Here is a 23308-nt window from a genome sequence, read left to right on the forward strand (position 1 = left end):
GGCACCCCATGCGCCGAGGCCCGGCCGGGCGTTCCCGGTGTCACCGCGCCTCCCAGGTGACGGTTACCCGCCGGCCGGCGGTGACCTGCGCCTCGATCTCGGCGGCGATCTCCTTCCAGGTAGCCACGTCCAGCACCTCGTGCCGCCGTTCGACGCCGGCATCGATGCCGCCGGCCTGGTGGCCGTCGCCGTCCGGCGACACCCCAGGCCCCGACGCAATGCCGCTCACGTCCGGGCCGTCCTCCCCAGGTCGCCGATGACCGGGCACGGTGCTGCCACCGCCAGCCACCGAGCCACCGGCGGCAGCCACGACCCCACCAACCGTCGCCGACCCGCCGTCGCTCGGTCGCTGCTGTGGCGCGGTCGTGGTGGCTGCGCCCGGCTGGGCCGGCGCACCGGACGCGAGCAGTACGGCGGACCTGCGGAATGCGGACTGGAGGGCGTCCAGGAGATCCTGTCCGTGCTGTTCGTGCCGGACGACGCCGCGCAGCTGATCGATGACCTGCCGTGCCTGCTCGTCGTGAGCGGCTCGGGCGGAGACGGCTGTGAGCAGCGGCCACTGGTTGTCCTGCGCAAGCGCCCGGCTCAGCTCGCCGGCTCGGCTGAGCACCTCACCGACCGCCTCGTCGTCGATGTCACCGAAATCGACGGTGGCGACGAATTCGACAAGCACGACGTCGTCGCGCTCGCCGCCGATGTCGGCGACGAAGCGGGCCGCCCGCCGGGCCGTCGCGAGCCTTCCGGCCGGGGCGGCGGGGTCCAGCCCCAACACCTCGGCGTGTGCGGTAAGCGCGTCCACCAGAGCGGCGGCGGCCTCACGGCGCTGCATCGCCGCATCGCGCAGGGTGCTGGCGAGCGTGCCCAGGTTGGCCGGGGTACGCCAGCCCGGCAGCACCTTCCCGAAGAGCTTGGCGCCCCGGTGCACCGCGGCCGACCACGCCTGTTCGTCGGGCATCGGTGGGTGCCGCAGTTCCAGGTCGTCCCGCACGGCGAGCACACTGCCGACGTCGACCTTGCCGCTGTGCTGATACCAGGCGAGCTGCTGCTCCAGCCCGAAGACGAGGATGATCAGATTCTGGAGTTCCCGGTCGAAGCCGAACGGGGCCGGCACGTCGATGAGCCGTCGCAGCAGTTCCACCGGAAAGTGTTCGGTGTAGCCCTCGTTGGCGGCGGCCTGGAGCAGGTGCCGGCTCCACCGGCAGGTGGAGGTGGTCAACACGTACCTGCCGTCAACCAGTTCGCCGAGGCCGAGGTGGTTGCAGACGCGGCGCAGGATGCGCTGGTCGGCGGGGTTGGCCACGCTGACGCCCCGGGCCGGGTCGGCGGCGGCGCGGGTGGCGTACTCCAGGATCTTGGCCAGTTCGGCCCGGGTGACCGGCTTCTCGTCGTCGGGCATGGCCGGGCGGCCCGGGTAGGACCAGGCGAGGAGTTCCCCGGTGAGGTGGTGAAACGCCTCGGCGAGGGTGCCGCCGCGAGGATCGCCCAGGTGCAGACCCTCGGCGAGGGTGTGGAACACCCCGACGCTGTCGTCGCGCACGTCCGAACCACGCGAGGTGGCCGACCCGTACGCCTGCATCAGCGCGCCGAGCAGGGTGCTGCGCAGTTGCGACTGGCGCTGCTGGAGGTAGACGCGGCCCTGCTGCCGGTCGACGAGGGACCAGTCGGCGGCGAGGGAGTTGAGACGGTCACCGGTGCCGTTGCCGAGCAGATAGTTGATTTTGGCGAGCTGGCCGACCTTCGCCATCATCTCGTCGGTCAGGAAGAAGGGCAGCCAGAAGACCGTCCGGGAGCCGCGTTCCAGGCTCTCGATCCGGGCCCGGTCGGCGGTGCGCTCGTAGCCCTGGAGGTCGAACGGATAGTCGATCACCACCCGCCAGGCTTCCCCGGTGGCGATCAGCGCGGAGACCGGCATGGTGTCGGGGTCGCGTACGTTGCCGAACTTCACCTGGACGGTGTGTCGCCGGCCGCGCCAGTCGCGCGGATGCAGCAGCTCACCGAGCTGGCCGTCGGCCCCGGTGATACCCATCTCGGCGGTGACCATCTCGCGGATGAGCTGCTGTCGTACCCCGGTGGTGGTGGTTTCCTCGTCCGGCACCAGGTCGAGCAGCTTGTCGTAGTCCACGGCGTGCAGCTTGAGCGAGACGACCGGGTCGGGCGTCTTGCTCAGGTGCAGCTCCCCCGCGCTGTCGGCGACCCGGTTGAGCCGGTTGAGCACGATCTGCCGCTCGTAGCCGGGGATCGGCGAGGTGATCGAGCCGAAGTTGAGTGCGTGCAGCTTGGCCGCGGTGAGGTTGTGCAGCGCCGGCACCTCCGGCACCAGCGCGCCGAGCAGCACTGTCTTGATCAGCTTGTCGTCGAGTTGGAACTGCTGGTGCCCGGCCGCCTGCTCCTCGGTGATGTCGTTGAGGTTGAGCAGGATCGGTCGCAGCTTCTGGGTGTAGAGGCTCCTGGCGGACTGGAACAGCTGCTTGAGCTTGGGCCGATCGGGCAGTTCGCCGTGCAGCACCAGGGGGTCGAAGAGGGCTGCCACGCCGATCAGGTCGTTGACCTTCAGGGTGTCCCGGCGGGCCACGAGCAACTCGGTCATCACCTTGAGCGCAGTCCGTTCCCGCTGCAACGCCTGTGACAACGCCACCAGGGTGGCGACCAGGGCGGGAGAGAACGGATAGAGCTTGCGGAAGGCTGCGGCGTCGGAGCCGATGCCCGCGTCGCCGTACTGGGCGCCGAGCAGCAGCGTGTCCCACACCTCCCGGTTGCCCCTGACCGCGGCGAAGGCGTTGTCGATCACCGCGCGGCCCTCGTCGGTCAACGGCTTCAGCAGCCGCTTCTCGGTGATCTCGGGCAGGTTGGTGTCGGCGAGGGCGATCTCCCCGAAGCGGCCCTGCACGCTGCGCATGACGTGGGCGAGCGCTTCCCGCTCGGTGCCACCGACCTGTGGACCGAGGAACTCCTCCAGGTTGCGTTGCCGGGCGACGAAGGAGATCAGCGGCAGCGGCCGGGTGGCGTCGGCCGACTCGACGAGCTTGTTGAGCTTGGCACCCTCGGTGTTGACGAAGACGTGGTCGCTGAGCTTGGTGGAGAGCCAGAGGATCAACTCGTCGAGGAAGAGCACCAGCGCGTCGTAGCCGAGGGCCTTGGCATGCCGGGTGATCACCGCGAGGCCGGTGTCCAGGTCGAGGTACTCCCCGCTGCGCACCGCGCCGGTGAAGAAGGTGCTGGTCAAGGCGCTGACCAACAGATCCCGCTGCTCGGTGCCGGGTGCTGCGGCGGCCGCGTCGGCGTAACGCTCCGCCGTCCAGCCGGCTGCCCGGGTGACGTGCGCGGCCAGCCCCGCGCCGCTGGCCACCGGCGTGCCACCACCGTCGTGCAGCGCGGCGAAGAACGCCTCGTCGCCCATCCGCCCGCGCAGCCGGGCCGCGTCGTCGAGCAGCGCGTCCGACCGGTGTACGGCGGGCACCGGCGCCTCGGGGTGCAGTGCGGTGATCTGGTTGAGGTATCCCTCCAGCACGGCCTGCTCGACGGAACGGGCGTCGAGCATGTGGAAGGTGAGGGTGAGCAGCCTGCGGTCCCGCAGCCACGGGTCGGCGGCGAGCACCGGCTCGGCAAGCCCCCGGATCTGCCGCGCATCCGGGTTGTGCTGGAGGATCTCCCGCAGCACCGCCATGAAGTGCGACTTACCGGAGCCGAACGAACCGTGCAGGAACATCGCCTGGGAACGGCCGGTGGTGACGGCGTGCCCGATCCGCCGCAACGCCTCGGCGAAGTTCTCCCGGAGCTGCTCGGTGACGACGTACCGCCGCAGGTCGGCGCCCTCGGCCGCCCGGACGACGAAGTCACCGTCGCCGACCGACGTCGGGATCTCGATCACGTCCCGCAGCAGGGTCATCACCGCTCCTCGTTCCGCCGCTCCCCGTGACGCCAGCGTCACCGGCGACCCGACGATCCTAAGGTTAGGAAGCGCAGAGTCCCAGCCGCCGGGCGCGGGTTGGCCGGGTCACAGCCGCAGGGCCGACACGGCCTCGTCGAGCGTGGCGGCCCGGGCAAGTGGCTGGACGAGGCCGCCCTCGGCCAACCAGAGCCGGCAACCCGTCCGGTCGAACGACGCCACCACCGGCTGCCCGGTGTAGTGCCGACCGACCCGCCGCAGCAGGTCGGTCGGGTCCGGCACCGGCGGCGACGGGGCCGCCTGCGGCGCGGGTACCTGACGCTCCGGGTCGCGCGGCACGACGGCGAGCAGCTGACTGTCGAGGTACTCGACGCACCGGGCCACGGCCAGCTCGACCCTGGCCCAGAACGGAAGCTCCTCCCCCACCTCGGCGTCGCGCGCCAGCAGCCGCACATCCCACTGCTCACCCTGGATCTTCGTCGGGTCGCCCGCGTCGAGCCGGTGGTCGCAGTAGGTGAGCACGGCGATCAGGTCGAGCGCGTGGGCGAGCCGCAGCAGGTCGGTAAGCGGTGGCGCGTCCGGTGCGGCGGCCAGCACGAACAGCCGCGACCCGGGCAGCCCGCCGCCGATCCGCTCGACGTGCTGGCGGGCCGGCTCGACACCGGAGTCGAAGACTGTCACCGTGCCGTCGAGCAGATCCTGGTCGACCGGCCGCTGCTCGTCGAGGAGGCACAGGTCCGTCGGGCGTACCCCGAAGGTGCCGGCCTGCCGGGCCAGCCGCCAGTGCGCGCCCAGCTGGTGTACCGGCGTGCCGTTGGGCTGATGCCCGACGACCGGGGCGGGCTCGTCCGGTCCGGGTCGCCACGTTTCGTGGCGTACCCGGTGCAGGTCGGTCACCGTCACCGCGACCGCCGCCGGCAGCCGGTGGCTGCCCTTGCAGGTCGTGCACCACATAACCGACGGAGTGAAACCGGCACCTGAGCAGTCCGGGCAGTGCGGGTCGGCCTCCCGAGCGCCGCGCCGGCAGTCACAGCGGCACAGCCGGGTGCCGGGTCGGCAGTCCGGGCAGGGTCGCTGCCCGATCGGCTCGCCCCACCACGCTGGGTCGGGTGGTTCGGTGACGCGGCGCACCGTCTCCCGCACATACCGGGCGATCTGGCCGGTGTCCCGCTCGTGCAGCTTCTCGACGCTGCCGGCCGGGCAGAGCGGGGTGTGCCACCAGCGGCCGTCGCGCCAGATGGCCTGGGCCCCGGGCGCGTCCCCGGCCAGGTCCGCGAGGACCCTCCGGGAGAGCCCACCAAGGTCCACCGCCGGGGGTACGCCGGCAGCCGGTACCGGCCGCACCGTGTACGCGGGAGCAAGGCGCCCCCGCTCGTGGAGCAGCAGCATGGCGCTGGCCACCGTGGTGCCGGCGACCGCCGTCGCCAGGTCGGCGGAGCCAACCACCCTTTCGTCGCCCGGCACTGGCGAGCCGGGTAGCTCGTAGCGGATCTGCCAGCCGTGCAGGCGGCGGACCTCCACCACCAGATCGAGGTGCAACAGGTCGGCCAGCTCACACAACCGGGCCAGCTCGCGCTCCGGTTCGGGCGGGGGCGGCAGCTCGGTTCCGCGCCCGACGTATACCCACCACGGGTCGTAGTCCCGCCTGACCAGCGCCGCCGCCTCCATCGCCCACCGCTGCGGCCCCGGCAGGTCGGGCCGCCACGACACGGGAAGCCAGCCCAGCGTGTCGTCCGGATCCCGCCGGCCCCACCGTGGGCGCAGTCCCCGCACCCCGACCGCCTCGCTCAGCTCGGCGAGCACCGGCCGGACCCGCCACACCCGTTCACCGTCGACCGGTGGCACCGCCCCGCCGGGCACCAACCGCCGCGACGCCGCAGCCCCGGTGTCCAGGTTGACCACGGTCACCACCAGCTGCGCCCGCCGCCGCCCATCCCGCCCGCACCGGTGACACCCGTCGACCACACTGCCGTCTCCAGCGCAGAGCCGGCACCCGGCGTACGCCTCGTCGCGGCGTGCGCTCCCGTCCACTACGAGCCGGTCACCGCCGTCCGTGCAGGAGCACCGCCGCACCACGAAGCCCAGCCCCGAGCACTCGGCACAGTCGACAACGCTCATCGGCGACCACCGCCCAGCCGCCGGGCACAATCGCCGTCGTGGTCGGCCCGCAGCAGGCACCGCCCGCCGGTCGGCAGCCGCAGGTCACAGAAGACCCGATGGCGTACGCCCTGCTCGTCCTCGGCCGACACGGTGGTTTCTCCCGGGTCGGCCGGCGGCAGCACCGACGCCCACCGGGCCACCACCCGGGCCAGCCGTTGCGCCGCGAGCAGGTCCGACGCGGCCACCGGCAGATGTACGACCCACCGCCCGCTCACCGATGCCGTCCCTGGTTCGCCGACCGCTGATGGGCACCGGCCTGGTTCACGCCTGGCTCGTTGAGGCGAGCCTGCCGCGCCTGGGCCTGCTCGGACTGCCACCGACGCAGCGCCTCCCGGACCCGCGCCGCCTCCCGGTCGGCCGCCGCCACCTGCCGGTACGCGGCTTCCAGGTCACCGGCCACCCGGTCGAGGAACGCGACCACCTCCACCGGGTCGTAGCCGCGCCGCCCCAACCGGAACCGCCGATCCCGCACCTGCCACGGCCGCAACGGCCGGTAGGTCGCCGCCCGGTAACAGGTGCCCGGGTCGTACCGCTCGCCGCGCTGGTTGCCGCGCCGCGCGGCATGGCTCGGTTCGGGCCGCCCGCGGTGCCCTGGGTCGTGCCGGCGACGCCGGAAGGGGATGCGCATGACAGACCTCGCTCTCGTTGGCGTAGGCGATGTGGAAGGCGGGTCCATCGGCCCGCCGCGCACCGACGGACCCGCCCAGCACCTGCTACCGCAGCCCTCATCGGCAGTACGGCAACAGGGCAGACATGCCACACAGTGGACCTAACAAGGGGCCATGACTCAGCCGAGCTGTGACCTCACTCATCGTGCATCGGGCTTCGCCCTTTGCGCAACTCCCGATACGGGAGTGTGTCGTTGCGAAGCCTGTCCGTCTCCGGAACACTGATCGACATGACCGGAAGCCCGACCGTCCGACGTCGACGATTGGCCGCCGCGCTGCGCCGCCTCCGCGAGCAGACCGGCATGACTGCCGACCAGGCGGCCAAGGGGATCGGCATCTCCAAGTCGGCGTTGAGCCGGATCGAGAACGCCCAGGTCTCCGTCATGCCGCCGGTCGCGCGCGGCCTGCTGGAGATGTACGGCGTCGAGGGAGACGAGGTCGACGCACTCGTCCAGGTCGCTCGGGACGCCCGCAAGCGAGGCTGGTGGCAGGCGTACGACGACGTTCTGCCGGAGTGGTTCGAGGTCTACGTCGGCCTGGAGGCGGAAGCATCGGAGATTCGCGCCTTCGAGCCGCAGCTGATACCCGGCCTCCTCCAAACTGCCGATTACGCCCGGGCGATCGTCCGTGCCGAACACCCCGACGCGTCGAGCGACGAGGTTGACCGGCGGGTCGAGCTACGGTTACGCCGCCAGCGGACCGATTCACCGCCCAAACTGTGGGTGGTACTGGACGAAGCGGCGCTGCGGCGCCCGGTCGGTGGCGCTGCGGCCTTCAAGGAGCAGTTGCAGCGGCTCGCCGAAGAGGCGGATCGACCAGGTCGCACCATCCAGATCCTGACCTTCGCTGCCGGCGAGTACGGCTCAATGGGCAGCGCCTTCAGCATTCTCACGTTTCCGGAGCCGGCCGATCCTGGCGTCGTCTACGTCGAAACCCGCGCGGGTAGCCTCTATCTCGAAGGCCAACAGGTCAGGGAGTACAGCCGGGTCTTCGAGCACCTGGTCGCCTCGGCGGCTGGCGCTCGGGAGTCGCGCGACCTGATCCAGGGGGCGATCGACGAGCTATGAGAGGACGGCGCGGGTGGAAGAGGTCAGCACAGCCCGCGTGACCTGGCGGAAGAGCACACGCAGCAACGGGTCCGGCAACTGCGTCGAGGTCGCGGACAACCTCGCAGGATCGGTCGGTCTGCGGGACAGCAAAGATCCCGACGGCCCAGTTCTCGCGTTCAGTCACGCTACCTGGGCGATCTTCGTGTCGAGCGTCAAGCGGGACACGTTCAGCAATTGACATCGGCACAACGAGGGGTGTCGTCCGGAGTCCGGACGACACCCCTCGCCATTGATCACCCCCAAGCCAACCGCTGCGGGGCTGCGGTCGCTACTCAATGTCGGATAGTGTTCGTCCCGCCACGGATTCATGAACATCGGCCGGTGTCCCCTGCCGCCGGCAGCAGTTCGGGAAGGACGGCATGGCCAGCATCGAGCAAGTGAAGGCCGCGCTCGCCCAGGCAGCCGAGCAGAGCAACGCCACCACTCATCAGATCCGGGCGGCCATCGACGGCACCGAGCAGGTGCTCGCCCGGCTGCGGGCGGTCGCCGCCGGCACCGGCCACCCAGCGATAGCCGAGGCTATCGCCCGCGCTGAGCAGAGCAAGCAGCGGTTGGTCGAGGCAGCGACGACGCTCCAGGGCAGCACCCAGGCCGCCCGGCAGTACATCAACGTCCTGGGCTGACGACCGTGAGCATCGGCGACGTCAAGGCGGTCATTCGCGAGGGCATCCACTCGCTCGACCAGGCGAAAGCAACGGTCGAGGGCATCGGAACAGCACTTAACGACGTGATCCCCCTCGTGCTGGCCACCCTGAAGGGCAGCGAACACGACTACTCGAAGAAGGCTCTCGCGGCGCTGACTGCCGCACGGCGTGAGGTCGAGTTGACGCTGCACAACATTGAGAGCGCGAAGGAGAACGCCTCATCCTTCGTGTCTGAACTCGGATGAGTGGCCTGATCGCCCAGGTCGTCGCCCAACTCAACAGCGCCGCCCAGGCGCTCGACACTCTTGCCGTCCAAGCTATCCGCGCGCAGGCAGACATCGAGCAGGCCACTGGGCACCTCAGCGCAGGAGGCATGGGCAGCAGCCGACCAGAGATTCGGGAGGCCGTCAGAGGCAGCCGGGCGGCAGCGACGAACTCCGGCAGACTCGGAAGCTTGAACAGCGACGCCGCTGGTCACCTCGCCGACTACATCAACGAGATCGCGCCGGGCTCGGCGACTCGCCGAGATGCAGCCGACGGGGCATCTCCCTCCGGTGAAGATCTGCTCGCGGAGAGCGAGAGGCGTGAACTCTCACGCAAGAACGTTGGGACGTTCCTCAATCGTCAGGTACGCAAGGCTGACGAGCTACAGGACCAAGCAGCCAGCACGACCAGCGCGATCCAGCAGACGGCCAAGGTGGTACGAAACCCGAACGGACCGGCCGGCTCACAATCGACTGGCACAGCCACCCCGAGTACGTCGATCCCAACGACCCAGCCGAAAATAGACGCACCGGATGCCGCAGGGAATCTTGTGGTCATCGGCCTGCTGGCAGGCGTCGCGGCACATCGGATCGCATCAGTCGTCAAGAAGAACATTCCGAGGATCAGGAGACGGTCGTGACGAAGCTGGGTGAGTTGATCCAGGCAATGGCCCGCAGTGACTGGGACACAACCGACTCCCTCATTGCGGATCTTGACCGCGCTAAGTGGGCTGGTGGTCTCCAGGTGATCGGTGCCGCGTTCGCGATTGCCGTCAACCGACGCTTCGGACCGAACGCTTCCCCCGCCGACGTCGCTCAGTTCGTGGCCGCCGCTCGGGCCAGTTACGAGGAGGGCGACACCCTTCCCGCGCTTGAGATGGAGGGGCTGATCCGCGCGGCCCTCGGCGAGGCCGAGCTTGCCGACAACATCGCTCCAGATGTGGCGCTCGGCGCGGAGCTGTTCGTCCTCACCCACTTCCTTCAAGAGGCCAACCTGACGCAGGAACAGCTTGACGCCTTCGTGGCCGAGGCGGAACAAACCGCTGCGGAGTACATGTAGACGACCCGGTGGGATCGACGGAGTTGAGGGAGCGGAGCCGCACGCCCTGCGGGCCGCGCTCGACAACTCGCCCGCTCGACGGCTAGCCAGGCGACCAGTCTTCTCTACCTCAAACCTCGACCACACCACGCTTGAATGCGAGGATCAGGTCATGATGCGGTTGGTCGCCGACAACGCATGGGACGGCCTGGAAAGCTATATAAAACAGGCTTCTCGCAAACGCGTCGCCATCGCCTATATCGGGTCAGCGGCTAAGGAACTTCTCGATCTCAAGACCGGCGACACGATCGTCATCAACGGATCGGACACATCGTTCAGCGCTGGACGGGTTGACCCAGCCGTCATCAGCGGCTGGCTCGCCGACGATGTAGAGGTTCGGTCCCTCCAGAGCCTGCACGCCAAGGTGATGCATCTGGAAGGTAGGAAGACCAGGGTCGTCATCGGCTCGGCAAACGCTTCGGCCCACTCGCGTGACTCGCTGCGGGAAGCAGCCGTCCTCACCGACGACGCAGGGCTATGCAACCAGGTTGCTGAGCAACTCGACGTATGGCATGCCCTGAGCGAGAGGGTCGACCAGGCATGGTTGAAGCGCGCGTGCCAGATCTACCGTCCTCCGGTGATTGTGTCGTCGCCTCATCGCCCCCGGCAGTCACCAAGGCTCTGGCTCGGCATGGCCATCAACGAGACGGCTGCCCTGCCATCCCAAGCCGCAGCCTTGGTCGAGAGGCTTGAGCGTCATGGGCAGGGCAGTGTGTTCCCCTGGCGAATGAACCGGGGTGACGACGGACTGGTTCGCCAAGGAGACGAGGTCGTACTGGTCGACGTCGGAGCAGTCGAGCGAAAGCCTCGCAAGAACTCACGGGTCTGGCCGCCCGCGGCCGTGGCGCGGGTGGTGCCAGATCGACGAACTCCCGTGGCGGTCCTGGTGTGGCCACGACATCCTGACAGCCTCGAAACACGCACCTTTGCCGAGGTCGAGGAACTCGTCCGAAGCTCCGGCGGGAATATCGACTGGGAACAACCCTTCTCACCGATGTCACCCACGTCTGTGGCCCTACGCGGTCTGTGGGCGGCTCCAGCGAGCACGACCGCTGACAATCAATAGGTTCCGCGGCCTTAACCGGGAGGACTTCGTGACGACCCACCAGCAGAAGCACCAAGCCGGCCGGCACCTTACCTTTGGCCAGGCTTTGCTCCGAGGGTATAGCGCAGGTGTCTCTGGCCCTCAGACGTTCATCGAGGTCAACGGACGACGCGCCGCTGTCATGGTTGCTGGCAGGGCGCCTGGATGATCGCAGACGTGGACCGCTTCACCCAGATGATGACCGACACATACGTCTTGGTCGATGTATCCGCCACTCACCCACAGTTCTTCATCGCGCCCGGCGATGATCTGCGCCGCCAGGTGCGCAAACGGCACCAACAGTTCATGGATCGAGTCGGAACACGCCCCCGCAATAGCGAGAGCAAGCACACCAAGATCGAGCCACAGGACGTTGAGCAATGGATCGACGACTGGTCGGCCTTCGACTAACCAGAACTGGCTGATCGGCTGATGTTTCTAAACCTTGCCGACAGTCAGCGCCGAGCGCAGGCTTACGGACATGCGAGACATGAACTCGGTTTGGGACGCCATCACCCTCCACGCCGGACGCGACTTCCTGACAGTCACCGGTTTACCGTTCCGCTATGTTGTGGATAACGACCGCCTGAGGACAACTCGCACAAACTACTGGATCCACCGCAGCCAGGTCCAAGCAGCCTTAACACTATGGCCAGCGTCCGGACCAGGTGCGTTGAGCCAAGCCGTACGCGGTCCGAGTTACATCTACGCCATCCTTGCTGACCCGCGGGTCTTGCCCGACTTGTAGACCTTAACCCGACTTGGGCCAATTAGTGCGTGCCATGGATCGCGTCGAGAGCGGCGTGGAGGTCGTCGGGTAGGGGGTCAGCGGCGGTGATCGTGTGTTCACCGGCCTGGATCTGGATGGTGCGGTAGCGGCGGGCGGTGGTGACGAAGCGTTTGATGCTCCAGCCGGTGGTGTTCTCGATCCAGCGGGACACGGCCAGGGCGGCGAACACGATGGTCAGGTGGGCTTCGATGGACTCGCGTTTGTGGTGGTAGATCGGTCGGGCGGCCAGGTCTGTCTTGCTCATTCGGAAGGACTTCTCGACCTGGAGCAGCCGGCTGTATGTGCCGATCACCTGCTGCGGGTCCGGGTTCGGGAGGTTGGTGATGTAGCCCTTGATGCCGGCCAGGGCCCGGTTCTTGGCCTCCAGGGTCCGGTTCACGCTTTTGGTCGCGCCGGTCAGGCGTACGTACCGGTTGCGCTTGACCGCTGTTTTGCCGGCGACGGCGTTCTCGGCCTTGGCGACCTGGGTGTCGATCCCCCGGAGGGTGCGCCGGGCGCGGTCGGCCCGGTACTGGTAGAAGATCGTGTGGTCGCGGCGCTTGTCTGTGGGACCGGCGGGCCAGGGCTGGATGAACACATGCCCGTCGGGGATCTCGGTGTCGGGGTGGGCATCGCGCCATTCGGTGACGACGTAGGGCACGTCAGGGACGCGGGCGCCGAGGATGAACGACAGCCCAGCGGCTTCGATCGCCCGTTTGTTCGCCTCGGACACCATGCCGGCGTCGGCGATGACGGTGACATCCGACAGGTGGTGCGCGTCGAGGAAGGCCCGCAGGACCGGCAGCATGGTGGTGGTCTCGGCCCGGTTGCCCTCGAACGCGTGCACCATCAGCGGGAACCCCGACCCGTCGGTCAGCAGACCAACGGTGATCTGCGGCTCCAGACGGCGTTCCTTCGAGAACCCCGGCTCGCGGAACCCGTCTCCTTCGTCCGTCTCGAAGTACAACGTCGTGACGTCGTAAAGCAGCAACGTCGTCGGGCCCAAACTGACATGCTCGGCGCAGGCCCGTGCCAACCGAGCCCGCCACCGCCCGCCACCGGGATCGACGTGCCCAGGCTCCGAGTCATCGACGTCCCGGGCGGCGTCGTCGGGGCTCTGATCAGCGCCGGCGTAGATGCGCAGCCGCCGCTTCACCGTCCGGTAGGACGGCGGGTCCATACCGGCCTCGGCGAGTACCCGTATCGAGTCCAGCTTGCTGGTCGGCTCAATGATCCTGGCCAACACCAGCGCCTTGAACACCTCGTCCCGGCCAGTCGCGGCTACGAACCCCAACACGTCGTAGCCGCGACCGAGCGCGTCCAGCAGATGCCCCATCCGCGAGGAAGTGATCGGCAACGCCTCGCCCTGGTTGGCCGGGCTGCCCGGCAAACGCAGGTCCAACTCGCCCTGCCCCGCGGCCAGCCGTTGCCGCGCCACCGCCTTGAGCAACTCCAGGTCCGCATCCGTGTGCGCGGACCCGATGTGCTCGATATCCCGCGAGCCCCGCCGCTGGGAGTACACGATCTGCACCGCACGCGCCCCGGACGCCGTCTTCACCGTCCGCACGTACGCCACAGCCAACACGATAGAACCCGACCCGTTTAGTGCGTGCCGCCCAACACAACACCCCAGGCCACGACCCCGTCGACCATGGAATCAGCCAACCGTGGCCCAAGTCGGGAATGGATCGACGACTGGTCGGCCTTCGACTAACCAGAACTGGCTGATCGGCTGATGTTTCTAAACCTTGCCGACAGTCAGCGCCGAGCGCAGGCTTACGGACATGCGAGACATGAACTCGGTTTGGGACGCCATCACCCTCCACGCCGGACGCGACTTCCTGACAGTCACCGGTTTACCGTTCCGCTATGTTGTGGATAACGACCGCCTGAGGACAACTCGCACAAACTACTGGATCCACCGCAGCCAGGTCCAAGCAGCCTTAACACTATGGCCAGCGTCCGGACCAGGTGCGTTGAGCCAAGCCGTACGCGGTCCGAGTTACATCTACGCCATCCTTGCTGACCCGCGGGTCTTGCCCGACTTGTAGACCTTAAGTCAGTTCCGGCACGCCGCGTAGCAGGGTCAGGGCCGAGCGGTCGGAGCTGAGGGTGGCCAGTTCGGCGTTGATGAAGTTGGTGAAGAAGTCGGCCGGCGATCCGAGGTAGGCGGGCTGGTCGTCGGTGTGCCACTGGTGCAGCCACGGCTCGATCTCGGCCAGGCCGGCGAGCAGCGGCAGCAGCCGGTGCGCCGGCCACGCCTCCTGCGTCTTGCGGTCCAGGTAGACGGTGGCCAGCGCCTGCGCCTGGGCCAGGTGGTCCCAGCCGGCCCAGCCGAGCAGCTCGCTGCCGTCGCTGTCCCGGCCCGCTCCCGGGTACGAAATGTAGCGCTCCTTCGGCACGTCCAGCTTGCCGCGCGCCCGCCAGTACGACGGCCGCACAAAGTCCGCCGAGCTGTACTTCGGTGGCACCTCGATGGTGACCTTCTCCCCAGCGTCCTCCCGGCGCTGCAACGCCCACGTCCGCTCCCACTGCGCCCGCTTACGCAGCCCGGCCGGCTTGTAGCGCTGCGCCGGCAGGTACGGCACATGCTCGTCGGCGATCAGCAGGCCGAGCGTCTTCGTCAGCTCGTAGTTGTCGTGCCCCACCCACAGGTCCAGCACCGCCCGGAAGTCCTGATCCCCGCCGACCCGGTCGGCGAGCTGCGCCACCGACAGCGGCGTCGGCTGCCCACCCCACAACTCCGAAGCCTCCAGCCGATCCAGCAGCCAGTCCCGCAACGCGGCCGACTGCATCTTCTCCCACCCGTCGGTCGACCAGCGCCGCTTGCACTCCGGCCGCTCGATCAACCCGATGTGCCGGTTGGACCCGATCACCGCGATCCGCCGCTCCACAAGCGACCGGTACTCCGCCGGCCACTCCGCCCTGGGCCGGTCGATCGGTTTTGACCCGTGCCGGTTGAACCATTCGGTCTGCGCCCCATTGGTGTGCAACACGATCTCGAAGGCCCGCTCCCCCAGCTTCAGCTCCGGCGGGTCGGCGCAGGTCAGATCCTCGTCGATCAGCCCGTAGAGCCGGTAGACCTCCCAGTCCAGCTCCTCCTGGAGCGCGATCATCCGCGCCCGCACCGAGCGGTACTCCGCCTCAGCCTCCGCAAGCCGCTGCCGACTCGGCACCCCCGAAGTGGCAACCGCCGCCGGGGTCAAGCTGGCCAACCGCTGCGCCAGCGAGTCCAGCTCCCGCGCCCGAGCAAGTGGGTACGCCGAAGGCAACGGAAACTCTTCGAGCTTGGTCCCGGTGAACTCATACCGCTCATACCAAGGCTCCGGGCTCAGCCGGTTTCCGCCGCCGCTTGAGTTCGCCGTTCCGCCCTTCGGCTGGCTGACCTGTTTGAGCCAGAAGCAGGCGGTGGAACTGTTCAGCACCCCGAGCAGTCGCAGGTGGTCGTCCTCCGTCGCACCCTCCGGCAACTTGATCACCGGTGCCGACTGCTTGAAGACCTTCCCACCCCGATCCAACACAAAATGGTTATGCGTGGCCACAAAGGCAAACACAATTGCCCAGGAATGAGCACCCTTATCCCTGGGGATCTGATGCCACTCCCACCACGGGCGGCCGCTACTAAAGTATGTGCCACCACCAAAGGTCCCTCTGCTGCCCAACTCAGTTCTCAGCAACCAAAAGCGACTTGCATGAACAGGGATATCCCTCAGAGCAAGGAGGGCTCGCTCTTCACCAATGTAGGGATGGAAAGCCCAGTTGTCCGCAGATTCACTCCAGTCCCGCACGTCTTCCCCTGCGGCGATTGGGCGGAGGGCACGCTCTTCACACCCTGATCGCTTCCATGCACCAGCTGGGGCAAGCATGGCTTCATCGGCATGGGTCATGCCGTAAAACCCAATGCGCGTGGAGTGGTCGCTGACGACGTGGCCAGATCGGACCTTCATCAGAGCGACAAGATCCGCCGATCCGCCACCGCTTAGACTCCATGGATGAGCAGCGAATCGCTCGCGCGGCAGCTCTGAAACACTAATCCACTCAGAATCAGAGCCGGGATTTCGGATCTGATTTACAACTGCCTGCCAAACTCTACCCTGCGCCGGGTCGTCCGGCGTTGCCGACTCGCCGCGCACCCCCAAGACCGTCCGGAGCATCGCAGCGCGGCGGCGCTTGTTGGCGCGGCCGACCAGGATCACGGTTGGGGTGCCGTGGCCTGGGATGTAAGCGCCGGAGGTGTCGATTACCTCGGTCAGTTCCACCTCGTGGGCGAAGTAATCCTCGATCAGCTTCTTGCCGAATTCGCGCTTCATGAAGGCGTTGCCAGTAATCTGGCCGACGTAGCCAGCGCCCTCGCCGTGCTCGTCCGACCATTTGGCCAGGTCGAAGAAGCGCTTGGCAAAGGGCACGGTAAGTGCGTACTGCCGGTGGCAGACCGTCGGGTAGATGCTGCGGTAAAGCTGGCTGCGGGCGCTGTCGGAGACGGTTATGTAGGGCGGGTTGCCAACCACCACGGTGTACTGGTTCTCGGCCAGATAGTCCTTGAGCAGGTCGGCGTCTTCGCTCTCGTACGCGAAGATTTCCTTCTCACTTTCGCCTTCCGCCGCCCCGCCCTGTTGGGCCTCAAGCATTTTCATCAGGTCGCCTTGGGCGCGCGAGCTGAATGCGCCCCAGGGAAGCAGGGAGTCGCCGGTGGCTACCCGGACGGGGAAGGCGGGGGTGCGTTCCAGGGTGGTCAGCTCGCAGGCTTTCATGGCGGCAATCAGCAGCCGGAAGCGCGCGATCGCCACCGCGAAGGGGTTGATGTCGACGCCGGTTACCTGGCCGAGTGCCCGTTCGGCGAGGATGCGGACGTCGGTGCCGGGCTCGCGGTCCTGCCACTTGCGTAGCAGCCGGTGAAAGGCGCCGAGCAGGAAGTGGCCGGAGCCGCAGGTCGGGTCGATGACGCTGGTTTCGGCCAGGCCGAATTCTTTGACCGCTGGCTCGAAGGTGCGGTCGAGGATGAACTCCTCGACGAATTCGGGGGTCTGCAACAGCGCGTACGTCTTTTTGGCGTGCGCGGAGAGATCCTGGTAGAGGTCGCCCAGGAAGCGGGTGTTCAGGTCGTCGCGGCGCAGCGACTCGGCACCGGCACCCCGGCGGAAGAAGTCGCTGAGGTCTTCGGCGGCCGGGCCGGAGATGTCGAAGCGCCAGACCGGGTTGTGTTGGTCGAAGATCTTGCCGGTGGCGCGCAGCTCGGCCAGGTAGCCGAAGCCTTCGCGTAGCCAGTGCCGGTCATTGTGGCGGGGGTTTGCGATCAGGTACGCCTGCCGGCGCTGCACCGCCTGCTCGGCCGGTGCGGCCGGGTCGGCACCACCGATCCACAGCCCGTTGACGAGCTGGTTGTCCTCGCAGAAGCGGACGAAGACGCAGCCGAGCACCCAGGCCACCGCCGCTTGGTCGAGGATGTCCTCCAGCCAGGTCTCGAAGCTGGCCCCGACCCGCTCGGCGGCCTGCGCCGCAGCCCACTCCTGGCGTAGCTCGGCGCGCAGGCCCGGCGTCTGCGCAACCTGCCCGCGCAGATCCTCCACCAAGTCCCTGACCTGCGCTTGCAGTGCCTTCAGCTCGATCACTGCTAGATCCTAAGGTCTGCCGCTCGCGCGGCTGCTATTCCGAGTCGTCGTCGGCCACACCCTCGAGGCTGCCGAAGACCGGGACGTCGAGGCGATCAGCGAAGGCCCGCAGCCGCTGCTCCAGGAACTCGGTGCGATCGTCGACGAAGATCTGGTAGCCGTTGCCGTTGCCGCTGTCGCGGAGCCGTCGCCACGCCTTGACCGGGATGCCGTGGCTCTCCAGGATCCGTTCGTCCCTCGGCAGGTTGAGCCCTTTGAGCGCGGCCAGCACGCCGATGTTCGGCGTGGTCGGGAAGATCAGCCGGTTGGCGGGGCGGCTGTCCTTCGGCACAACGTGCCGGAAGATCTGGATATCTGCGGTCTCCAGCAGTTTCACCACGTCGAACGGCTGGCCCAGCATGTCGAGCCGCCGGGGAAACTCCGCCGATTCCCAGGCCACGTACGCCTTGGTGCGGGCGCTGTTGAGGTTGAACGACTCGGGCATCGGTTGCACATCGTTGGGATCCGGCCGGAGGTCACCCTCACCCCTGGCGAATCTCTCCATCTCCTCCAGCGCCTTGCGTAGGACGGTGGAGGTCGCCCCCGCGAAGGCGCTCGACCAGGAGGTCACCCAGAACCAGCGGCGTAGCCGGTCGTACTGCCAGCCGCTCGGCTCGGGGCAGATGTGAAAGAACATCGCCAGCAGCACGAGCTGATGCGAGTACGGCAGGAACTTCGCCTGCGGCAGGTTCACGCCGTTGCGGAGGAACCGCGCGGCGAGGTGCACCGCGCGGTCGGTCTGCGGCAGGGCGTCGTGCAGGCGGTTCTGCATGTAGTTGGCGACCAGACTCCACCGGGGCGACATGATGTCGGTCTCTCCGGCGATCGCCAGCAACGCGCGGAATACCGCCAGCCGGGGCAACTCTCCGAAACCGGTGTCGGCGACAGCAGCGACGATCTCGTCGATTCGGCTCGCCAGGGAAGGCTGCTCCCGGCGATACGTCAGCGCGGAGACCATCTGGTCCGGGTCCATCCGGGTACCGGTGCGGTTGAGCCGGGCGTAGACATTTACCGCCTGCTCGATGCTGGCCCCATCAAGACGTACGAGCGTCAGCTTGTATCCCTTGATCCGCTGGGCGACCGCCTCGGCCTCCCGGATCAGCGAATCCGCCTGGTCAGGATCTTTGACCGACAACTCCACCCGGTGGAAGTGCCGGAGAAAGTCCCGGGTACGCATCACTGCGGCCAGCGGCAGCAGATGGGGTAGGAACTTGCCGGACCGGTGGTGACGGTAGCGGTCCGAACCCAGCGGATCTGGGCGGAGATCGCGGTAGATCTGCCAGATCCAGTCCGCCTCGTCCTGCGGCGGGCCGTCACGTAGCGGACGGTTCAAGACTCCGAACAGCGTCGACACCCGCTGGTGGCCGTCGAGCAGGTAGGACACCTGTCTGCCTTCGGGTGGCGGCGGGATCGGCAGGCCACCGATGCTGTCCAGTGAGGGCACCCGCTCGTTGGTACGCCAGAGCAGTAGGCTGCCGATCGGGTAGCCGCGCTCGATGCTGTCGAACAGCTCCAGCATCTGGTTGGGTCGCCAGACGAAGGGACGCTGGAACGCTGGCACCCGGATCTCACCACGGCCGATGCCGCCCAACAGATCATCGACGAGGGCGATGGTCGGGTCGGGCCGGATCTCGGCCTGGTCGGCGCGCATGGCTCCAGTCTCCTACAGGATCCGGTGGATCATCGCGAGCAACGTGCGCAGCTCGGCCACGACCTCCGGCCCCAACTCGGCGAAGTCGTCCTCGCCGAGGGCGACGTCAGCGGGGAAAACCCGCTTGGGCACGTGACACCGCCGCTGCTCGAACCACTTCTTGAGGTGCAGGTAGCCCCGCCGCGCCGGCTCGATGGCCCGCAGTTCCTCAACGTGGTCCATCTTGTAGGCGAAGTGGTGCTCCCAGATCCGGAACGGCGCGTAGTTTTCCATCATCCGCCAGGCCAGCAGATGCACCTCGGTGACGCCGTGCTGGATGCACTTCTCGACCTTGTCCTGGTTGCGCCCGGGATGGTCGGCGTGTTCCCGGTCGCTGTCGAAGAGCACCGCGACACGGACCAGCACGGTGAAGGCGGCTCGTTCGTCGGCCGCCAGTTCGGGGATGTCGCCGCTGCCGCCGCCATTGGTGAAGCACAGCCATTGGCGGCCCGGCGACAGCGCCTCCACCACCCGATGGTCTCCGAGTGCCGCCGCCACCGCACGGACGAAGCCGCCATCGGCGATCCGGTTCTCCACCACCAACGTGGCGGGCCGGCGCAGATCGGCCAGTAGCTCCTTGAGCTTCGCGGCGGTGATCGTGGCAACGGCCGGGGCGTCCGGGGCGGGGTTAGCCGCCTCCACCAGTGCCTTCCGCACGAACTCCGACAGCACCGGGACTTCCTGGTCGGCGAAACGTTCGGCGCTGAGCGCGACCGGCAGGGTCGGCCGCCACTCGTGCCTTCCCTCGACGGCCAGGGCCAGCAGGTTGATCACCGACAGCCGGTCGCCGGACGTGAACACCTCCGGCTCGATGTCAAGACGCATAGCCACCCTGCCTCAGCTGGGCCGCCGCGAGCGCCCGCACCTCGTGATAGTCCTGGGAGAAATAGCCCTCGGGCCACTCGTCGTCGAGGTTGCCCAACCGATCGATGCCGACCTGCCGTACATCGGAGACGCCGCCGTGCTGTTCGACGACGTACACCGCGACCATCTCCGGTGGGCAGCCCTCGGCGATGTGGCGGCGTAGCCGCAACAGGAGGGTCTCGCTGTGGGTTTCGATGAGGAAGCGGGTGCCGGTCTCTCGCGCGGTGCTGAGGTAGAGGTCTGCCAGTGCGGCATGGGCACCCGGGTGCAGATGCATCTCCGGCTCCTCGATGATCTGCAACGCGGGCGTCGCATTCTTGCCGCTTAGCTCGTCTATAGCGCACTGCACAAGGATCGGAAGGACCTGCGAAAGCCCGGTACCGGCGTCGGCCAGGTTTACCCGGACGCGACTGCCGCTCCTGGTCAGTACCGTCGACCACAACGGCCCGGCCTCAATTTCCTCGATCTGCCAGTCCGGCACGATCGACTCCAGCTTCTTGTTGACTCGTGCGATCAGCTCACCAGAGTTACGCGCCTGGTCGTGCGCGAGGATGCCGAGCGTCCCTTGACCCTGCTCGCCGATGCCGCGGGGGGCACCGAGCGGTAGCCGGTGCTGCCGCTCGGGCCGATCCCGGTAGGCGCTCAGGAAGCGAATTGGTCCAAGGGACAGGGTGCTCAGTAGCAAATGGGAATGACGCAGCTCAGGAATGCCGGCCGGGCGTGGCAGCAGGCCGGTGAACCTGACAGGTCGCACGGCGGGCGCGCGCTCCGGCGCTTCGATCCGGTATTCGTAGTTCCCGTAGCTGTCTGCCATCGTCGGTTGCCAGGAGAGCTTGATCTCCTGCTCTGCCATCCCGACCCGCAAATCCGAGACAAAGGCAGACCTGTCCTCGTCGACAAGCTGAATCGTCGCGTCCATCGCAAATAGATCATGCCCGTCCACCTCGAAGCCGAGGAAGAACTTGCCGTGCGGGCTCTGCTCGAAGACGAGATCGGCGAACCCGTCCACCGGTTGGGGTTGCAGCCGGTCCAGGTCGAGTGGGGCGGTGCTTGTGGTGTTGAAGCCGGTGGCGATGACCAGTGGGGCGCGGGTCAGCACGCTCTTGCCGGAGTTGTTCTTGCCGAGCACCACTGTCACCGGGGCCAGCTCGACCTCCTGCCGATCCCGGAAGCAGCGGTAGTTCTCCAGCACGATCTTGCGCAGCGGCATTCCTAGATTCCTACCACAGACGGTGACCAGTCACGTACCCGCAGACGTCCATGGTGGCTCGACCATCCTGACCACTGTGGTCGTCTACTGTCCGGCGGCGCGGGCCCATTCGTCCGCCCGGTGCCGCTGGGCGGGTACGGCTTCCGGCGGTGGGGCGAGTTTGCGCCAGAGGAACTCCAGCGACAACGCCTCGATGAAGGCGCGCTGCTCGTTGTTGGCCGCCGCGCCGTGTCCACCCTCGATGTTCTCGTAGTACGACACGTCGTGGCCGTGCTCGCGCAGCCGGGCGGTCATCTTCCGGGCGTGCCCGGGGTGCACCCGATCGTCGCGGGTCGAGGTGATGAACAGGACCGGCGGGTACCGCTCGTGACTGCGCACGTTGTGGTACGGCGAGTAGTCCCGCAGGAAGGCCCAGTCCTCCGCGACGTCCGGGTCGCCGTACTCGGCCATCCAGGAGGCGCCGGCCAGCAGTCGGTGGTAGCGACGCATGTCCAGCAGCGGGACGTTCGCGACGACGGCACCGACCAGCGACGGGTAGCGGGTAAGCATCGCCCCCATCAGCAGGCCGCCGTTGCTGCCGCCCTCGATGCCCAGCATGGCCGGCGTGGTGATGCCCCGGCTCACCAGGTCGGTCGCCACGGCCGCGAAGTCCTCGAAGGCGCGGGTTCGGTCGGCTCGCAGCGCGGCCCGGTGCCACCGCGGGCCGTACTCCCCGCCGCCCCGGATGTTCGCCACCACGTAGGTGCCGCCGCGGGCCAGCCAACCCCGGCCGACGATGCCGTCGTACCCGGGGGTCAGCGAGACCTCGAAGCCGCCGTACCCGTGCAGCAGCGTCGGCCCGGCGGGCGCGGCCGGATCTCCGACCACGAAGTACGGCACCCGGGTGCCGTCGGCGGAGGTGGCGAAGAACTGGCGTACCGCGAGGCCGTCGGGGTCGAAGAACGCAGGTGCCCGCTTGAGCGTCTCGACGCCGCCGCCGACCCGTCCGAGCCGCAGCGTGGCCGGCTGGAGGAAGCCCTCCGAGGTGATCAGGTAGGCATCGTCCCGGTCCGGATCCGTCTCCACGACGCAACTGTCCTGGTCGACCGGCACCCCGGGAAGCGGTTCGCGCCGCCAGCCACCCTCATCGGGGGTGAGCAGTTCCAACCGGCTGCGGACATCGGTGAGGGTGGTCAGGATCAGGTGGTGACGGGTCCAGGCGTACCCGTTGAGCGAGGTCCGGTCGTCCGGCTCGAAAAGCACGTCGAAATCCCGATCACCGGCGAGAAAGTCGGCGAACCGGATCGCCAGCAGCGCACCCGCCGGGTGGGTCCGGTCGCCCACCTGCCACGGCGTACGCGGCCGGACCAGCAACCATTCCCAGTGTACGTCCCAACCGGCGTCCTCGGGCACCAGGATCCGGATCCGCTCTCCCGCCCCGGTCAGCAGATAGCTCTCCGACCGGTAGAAATCCACGGTGCGCGTGACGAAGTCACGCTCGAACCCGGGCGTCAGGTCACGCCAGCCGTACGCCCCGATGTCGCTGGCGGACGCCTCGAAGACGATCTCGGCCTCGGTGAGCGGGGTGCCGCGCCGCCACCGGTGCACCACCCGTGGATACCCGGAGTCGGTAAGCGATCCCGGCCCGAGGTCGGTGCCGATCCAGATGTGGTCGGCGTCGATCCAGCCGACGTCGGTCTTGGCCTCCGCCACGGTGAACCCGTCCGCCACGAAGGCCCGGTCGGTCAGGTCGTACTCACGAACCACCACCGCGTCCGCGCCGCCCCGGGACAGCCTGACCAGGCAGCGCCGCTGCTCCGGTGGCAGTGTCGCCACACCACCCCAGACCCAGTTCTCGCCCTCCCGTTCGGCGAGCGCATCCAGGTCGAGCAGGACGTCCCACTCCGGTTCTGGCCGGCGGTACTGGTCGAGCGTCGTACGCCGCCACAGCCCGCGCGGATGAGCGGCGTCGCGCCACAGGTCGTAGTAGAAGCCGTCGCCACGCCACGTTGGGTACGGGATGCGGTCGTCCGCGTCGAGCACCTGCCGGATCTCGGCCTGCCGGGCGGCGAACGCTGGACCGCCGGTCAGCGCCGCGACGGTCTCGGTGTTGCGCTCCCGGACCCACGTCGCCGCCTGCGGGCCATCCAGGTCTTCGAGCCAGAGGTACGGGTCGTCGCTGTCATCGGTCGAGATCGCCACCCTCGAACTATCGCCGACATCCGTGTCGGCACC

General features: G+C 68.0%; 18 protein-coding genes. 8 read left to right on the forward strand and 10 right to left on the reverse strand.

Annotated elements, in window-relative coordinates; all coding sequences use genetic code 11:
• Positions 1-40: 40 nt before the first annotated feature.
• From ACFY2A_RS20310 to ACFY2A_RS20325, 4 genes are all read right to left on the reverse strand, one after another.
• Entirely contained in the window at positions 41-3886 is a 3846-nt protein-coding gene (locus ACFY2A_RS20310; RefSeq protein WP_387173583.1) for a phage resistance protein, read from the reverse strand.
• Between the two features lie 108 nt (positions 3887-3994).
• On the reverse strand, positions 3995-6004 hold the full coding sequence (locus ACFY2A_RS20315; RefSeq protein ID WP_387173585.1) for a hypothetical protein: 2010 nt from the start codon (positions 6002-6004) through the stop codon (positions 3995-3997).
• Entirely contained in the window at positions 6001-6261 is a 261-nt protein-coding gene (locus tag ACFY2A_RS20320; RefSeq protein WP_387173587.1) for a hypothetical protein, read from the reverse strand. The genes ACFY2A_RS20315 and ACFY2A_RS20320 overlap by 4 nt, the downstream gene beginning before the upstream one ends.
• Positions 6258-6674, reverse strand: a complete 417-nt coding sequence (locus tag ACFY2A_RS20325; RefSeq protein ID WP_387173588.1) for a DivIVA domain-containing protein — start codon at positions 6672-6674, stop codon at positions 6258-6260. The genes ACFY2A_RS20320 and ACFY2A_RS20325 overlap by 4 nt, the downstream gene beginning before the upstream one ends.
• A gap of 270 nt (positions 6675-6944) precedes the next feature.
• Here ACFY2A_RS20325 and ACFY2A_RS20330 point away from each other — a divergent pair, with 270 nt between their 5' ends.
• From ACFY2A_RS20330 to ACFY2A_RS20365, 8 genes are all read left to right on the forward strand, one after another.
• The gene (locus ACFY2A_RS20330) at positions 6945-7781 is read left to right on the forward strand and encodes a helix-turn-helix domain-containing protein (RefSeq protein ID WP_387173590.1); all 837 of its coding nucleotides are present in this window, start codon (positions 6945-6947) and stop codon (positions 7779-7781) included.
• A gap of 13 nt (positions 7782-7794) precedes the next feature.
• Positions 7795-8001, forward strand: coding sequence for a DUF397 domain-containing protein (locus ACFY2A_RS20335; protein ID WP_387173592.1), 207 nt, complete (start codon positions 7795-7797; stop codon positions 7999-8001).
• 181 nt (positions 8002-8182) lie between these two features.
• Positions 8183-8446, forward strand: coding sequence for a hypothetical protein (locus ACFY2A_RS20340; protein WP_387173594.1), 264 nt, complete (start codon positions 8183-8185; stop codon positions 8444-8446).
• Positions 8447-8451: 5 nt separating this feature from the next.
• The gene (locus ACFY2A_RS20345) at positions 8452-8712 is read left to right on the forward strand and encodes a hypothetical protein (protein ID WP_387173596.1); all 261 of its coding nucleotides are present in this window, start codon (positions 8452-8454) and stop codon (positions 8710-8712) included.
• A complete protein-coding gene (locus tag ACFY2A_RS20350) occupies positions 8709-9371 on the forward strand; it encodes a hypothetical protein (RefSeq protein ID WP_387173599.1) in 663 nt (220 codons plus the stop codon). The genes ACFY2A_RS20345 and ACFY2A_RS20350 overlap by 4 nt, the downstream gene beginning before the upstream one ends.
• The gene (locus tag ACFY2A_RS20355; RefSeq protein ID WP_387173601.1) at positions 9368-9790 is read left to right on the forward strand and encodes a hypothetical protein; all 423 of its coding nucleotides are present in this window, start codon (positions 9368-9370) and stop codon (positions 9788-9790) included. Before ACFY2A_RS20350 ends, ACFY2A_RS20355 begins: the two co-directional genes overlap by 4 nt.
• 151 nt (positions 9791-9941) lie before the next feature.
• Positions 9942-10895, forward strand: coding sequence for a phospholipase D family protein (locus ACFY2A_RS20360; RefSeq protein WP_387173603.1), 954 nt, complete (start codon positions 9942-9944; stop codon positions 10893-10895).
• Positions 10896-11090: 195 nt separating this feature from the next.
• Complete coding sequence (locus ACFY2A_RS20365) at positions 11091-11324, forward strand: hypothetical protein (RefSeq protein WP_387173605.1); 234 nt, start codon at positions 11091-11093, stop codon at positions 11322-11324.
• 359 nt (positions 11325-11683) lie between these two features.
• On the opposite strand, the gene ACFY2A_RS20370 is transcribed toward ACFY2A_RS20365, so the two are convergent.
• The 6 genes from ACFY2A_RS20370 to ACFY2A_RS20395 all read right to left on the reverse strand — a co-directional run bounded on the left by ACFY2A_RS20370 (position 11684) and on the right by ACFY2A_RS20395 (position 23275).
• Positions 11684-13213: an IS1634 family transposase gene (locus ACFY2A_RS20370; RefSeq protein ID WP_387173713.1), complete on the reverse strand. Its 1530-nt coding sequence runs from the start codon at positions 13211-13213 to the stop codon at positions 11684-11686.
• Between the two features lie 523 nt (positions 13214-13736).
• Positions 13737-17291, reverse strand: coding sequence for a BREX-2 system adenine-specific DNA-methyltransferase PglX (gene pglX, locus ACFY2A_RS20375; RefSeq protein WP_387173607.1), 3555 nt, complete (start codon positions 17289-17291; stop codon positions 13737-13739).
• Between the two features lie 34 nt (positions 17292-17325).
• Positions 17326-18981: a DUF262 domain-containing protein gene (locus tag ACFY2A_RS20380; protein ID WP_387173609.1), complete on the reverse strand. Its 1656-nt coding sequence runs from the start codon at positions 18979-18981 to the stop codon at positions 17326-17328.
• A gap of 12 nt (positions 18982-18993) precedes the next feature.
• Complete coding sequence (locus ACFY2A_RS20385) at positions 18994-19845, reverse strand: hypothetical protein (RefSeq protein ID WP_387173611.1); 852 nt, start codon at positions 19843-19845, stop codon at positions 18994-18996.
• A complete protein-coding gene (locus ACFY2A_RS20390) occupies positions 19835-21094 on the reverse strand; it encodes a DUF3696 domain-containing protein (RefSeq protein WP_387173613.1) in 1260 nt (419 codons plus the stop codon). The genes ACFY2A_RS20385 and ACFY2A_RS20390 overlap by 11 nt, the downstream gene beginning before the upstream one ends.
• A gap of 84 nt (positions 21095-21178) precedes the next feature.
• Positions 21179-23275 (reverse strand): prolyl oligopeptidase family protein, encoded by a 2097-nt coding sequence (locus ACFY2A_RS20395; protein ID WP_387173615.1) that lies wholly within the window; start codon positions 23273-23275, stop codon positions 21179-21181.
• Positions 23276-23308: the final 33 nt, after the last annotated feature.

It is taken from the genome of Micromonospora sp. NPDC000442, assembly GCF_042898635.1.
Classification (GTDB): domain Bacteria; phylum Actinomycetota; class Actinomycetes; order Mycobacteriales; family Micromonosporaceae; genus Micromonospora.

Coding starts and splice junctions, on each gene's coding strand:
- ACFY2A_RS20360 (WP_387173603.1), top strand. CDS start 9,942: ATGATGCGGTTGGTCGCCGACAACGCATGGGACGGCCTGGAAAGCTAT.
- ACFY2A_RS20310 (WP_387173583.1), bottom strand. CDS start 3,886: ATGACCCTGCTGCGGGACGTGATCGAGATCCCGACGTCGGTCGGCGAC.
- ACFY2A_RS20380 (WP_387173609.1), bottom strand. CDS start 18,981: ATGCGCGCCGACCAGGCCGAGATCCGGCCCGACCCGACCATCGCCCTC.
- ACFY2A_RS20340 (WP_387173594.1), top strand. CDS start 8,183: ATGGCCAGCATCGAGCAAGTGAAGGCCGCGCTCGCCCAGGCAGCCGAG.
- ACFY2A_RS20350 (WP_387173599.1), top strand. CDS start 8,709: ATGAGTGGCCTGATCGCCCAGGTCGTCGCCCAACTCAACAGCGCCGCC.
- ACFY2A_RS20315 (WP_387173585.1), bottom strand. CDS start 6,004: ATGAGCGTTGTCGACTGTGCCGAGTGCTCGGGGCTGGGCTTCGTGGTG.
- ACFY2A_RS20325 (WP_387173588.1), bottom strand. CDS start 6,674: ATGCGCATCCCCTTCCGGCGTCGCCGGCACGACCCAGGGCACCGCGGG.
- ACFY2A_RS20390 (WP_387173613.1), bottom strand. CDS start 21,094: ATGCCGCTGCGCAAGATCGTGCTGGAGAACTACCGCTGCTTCCGGGAT.
- ACFY2A_RS20330 (WP_387173590.1), top strand. CDS start 6,945: ATGACCGGAAGCCCGACCGTCCGACGTCGACGATTGGCCGCCGCGCTG.
- ACFY2A_RS20385 (WP_387173611.1), bottom strand. CDS start 19,845: ATGCGTCTTGACATCGAGCCGGAGGTGTTCACGTCCGGCGACCGGCTG.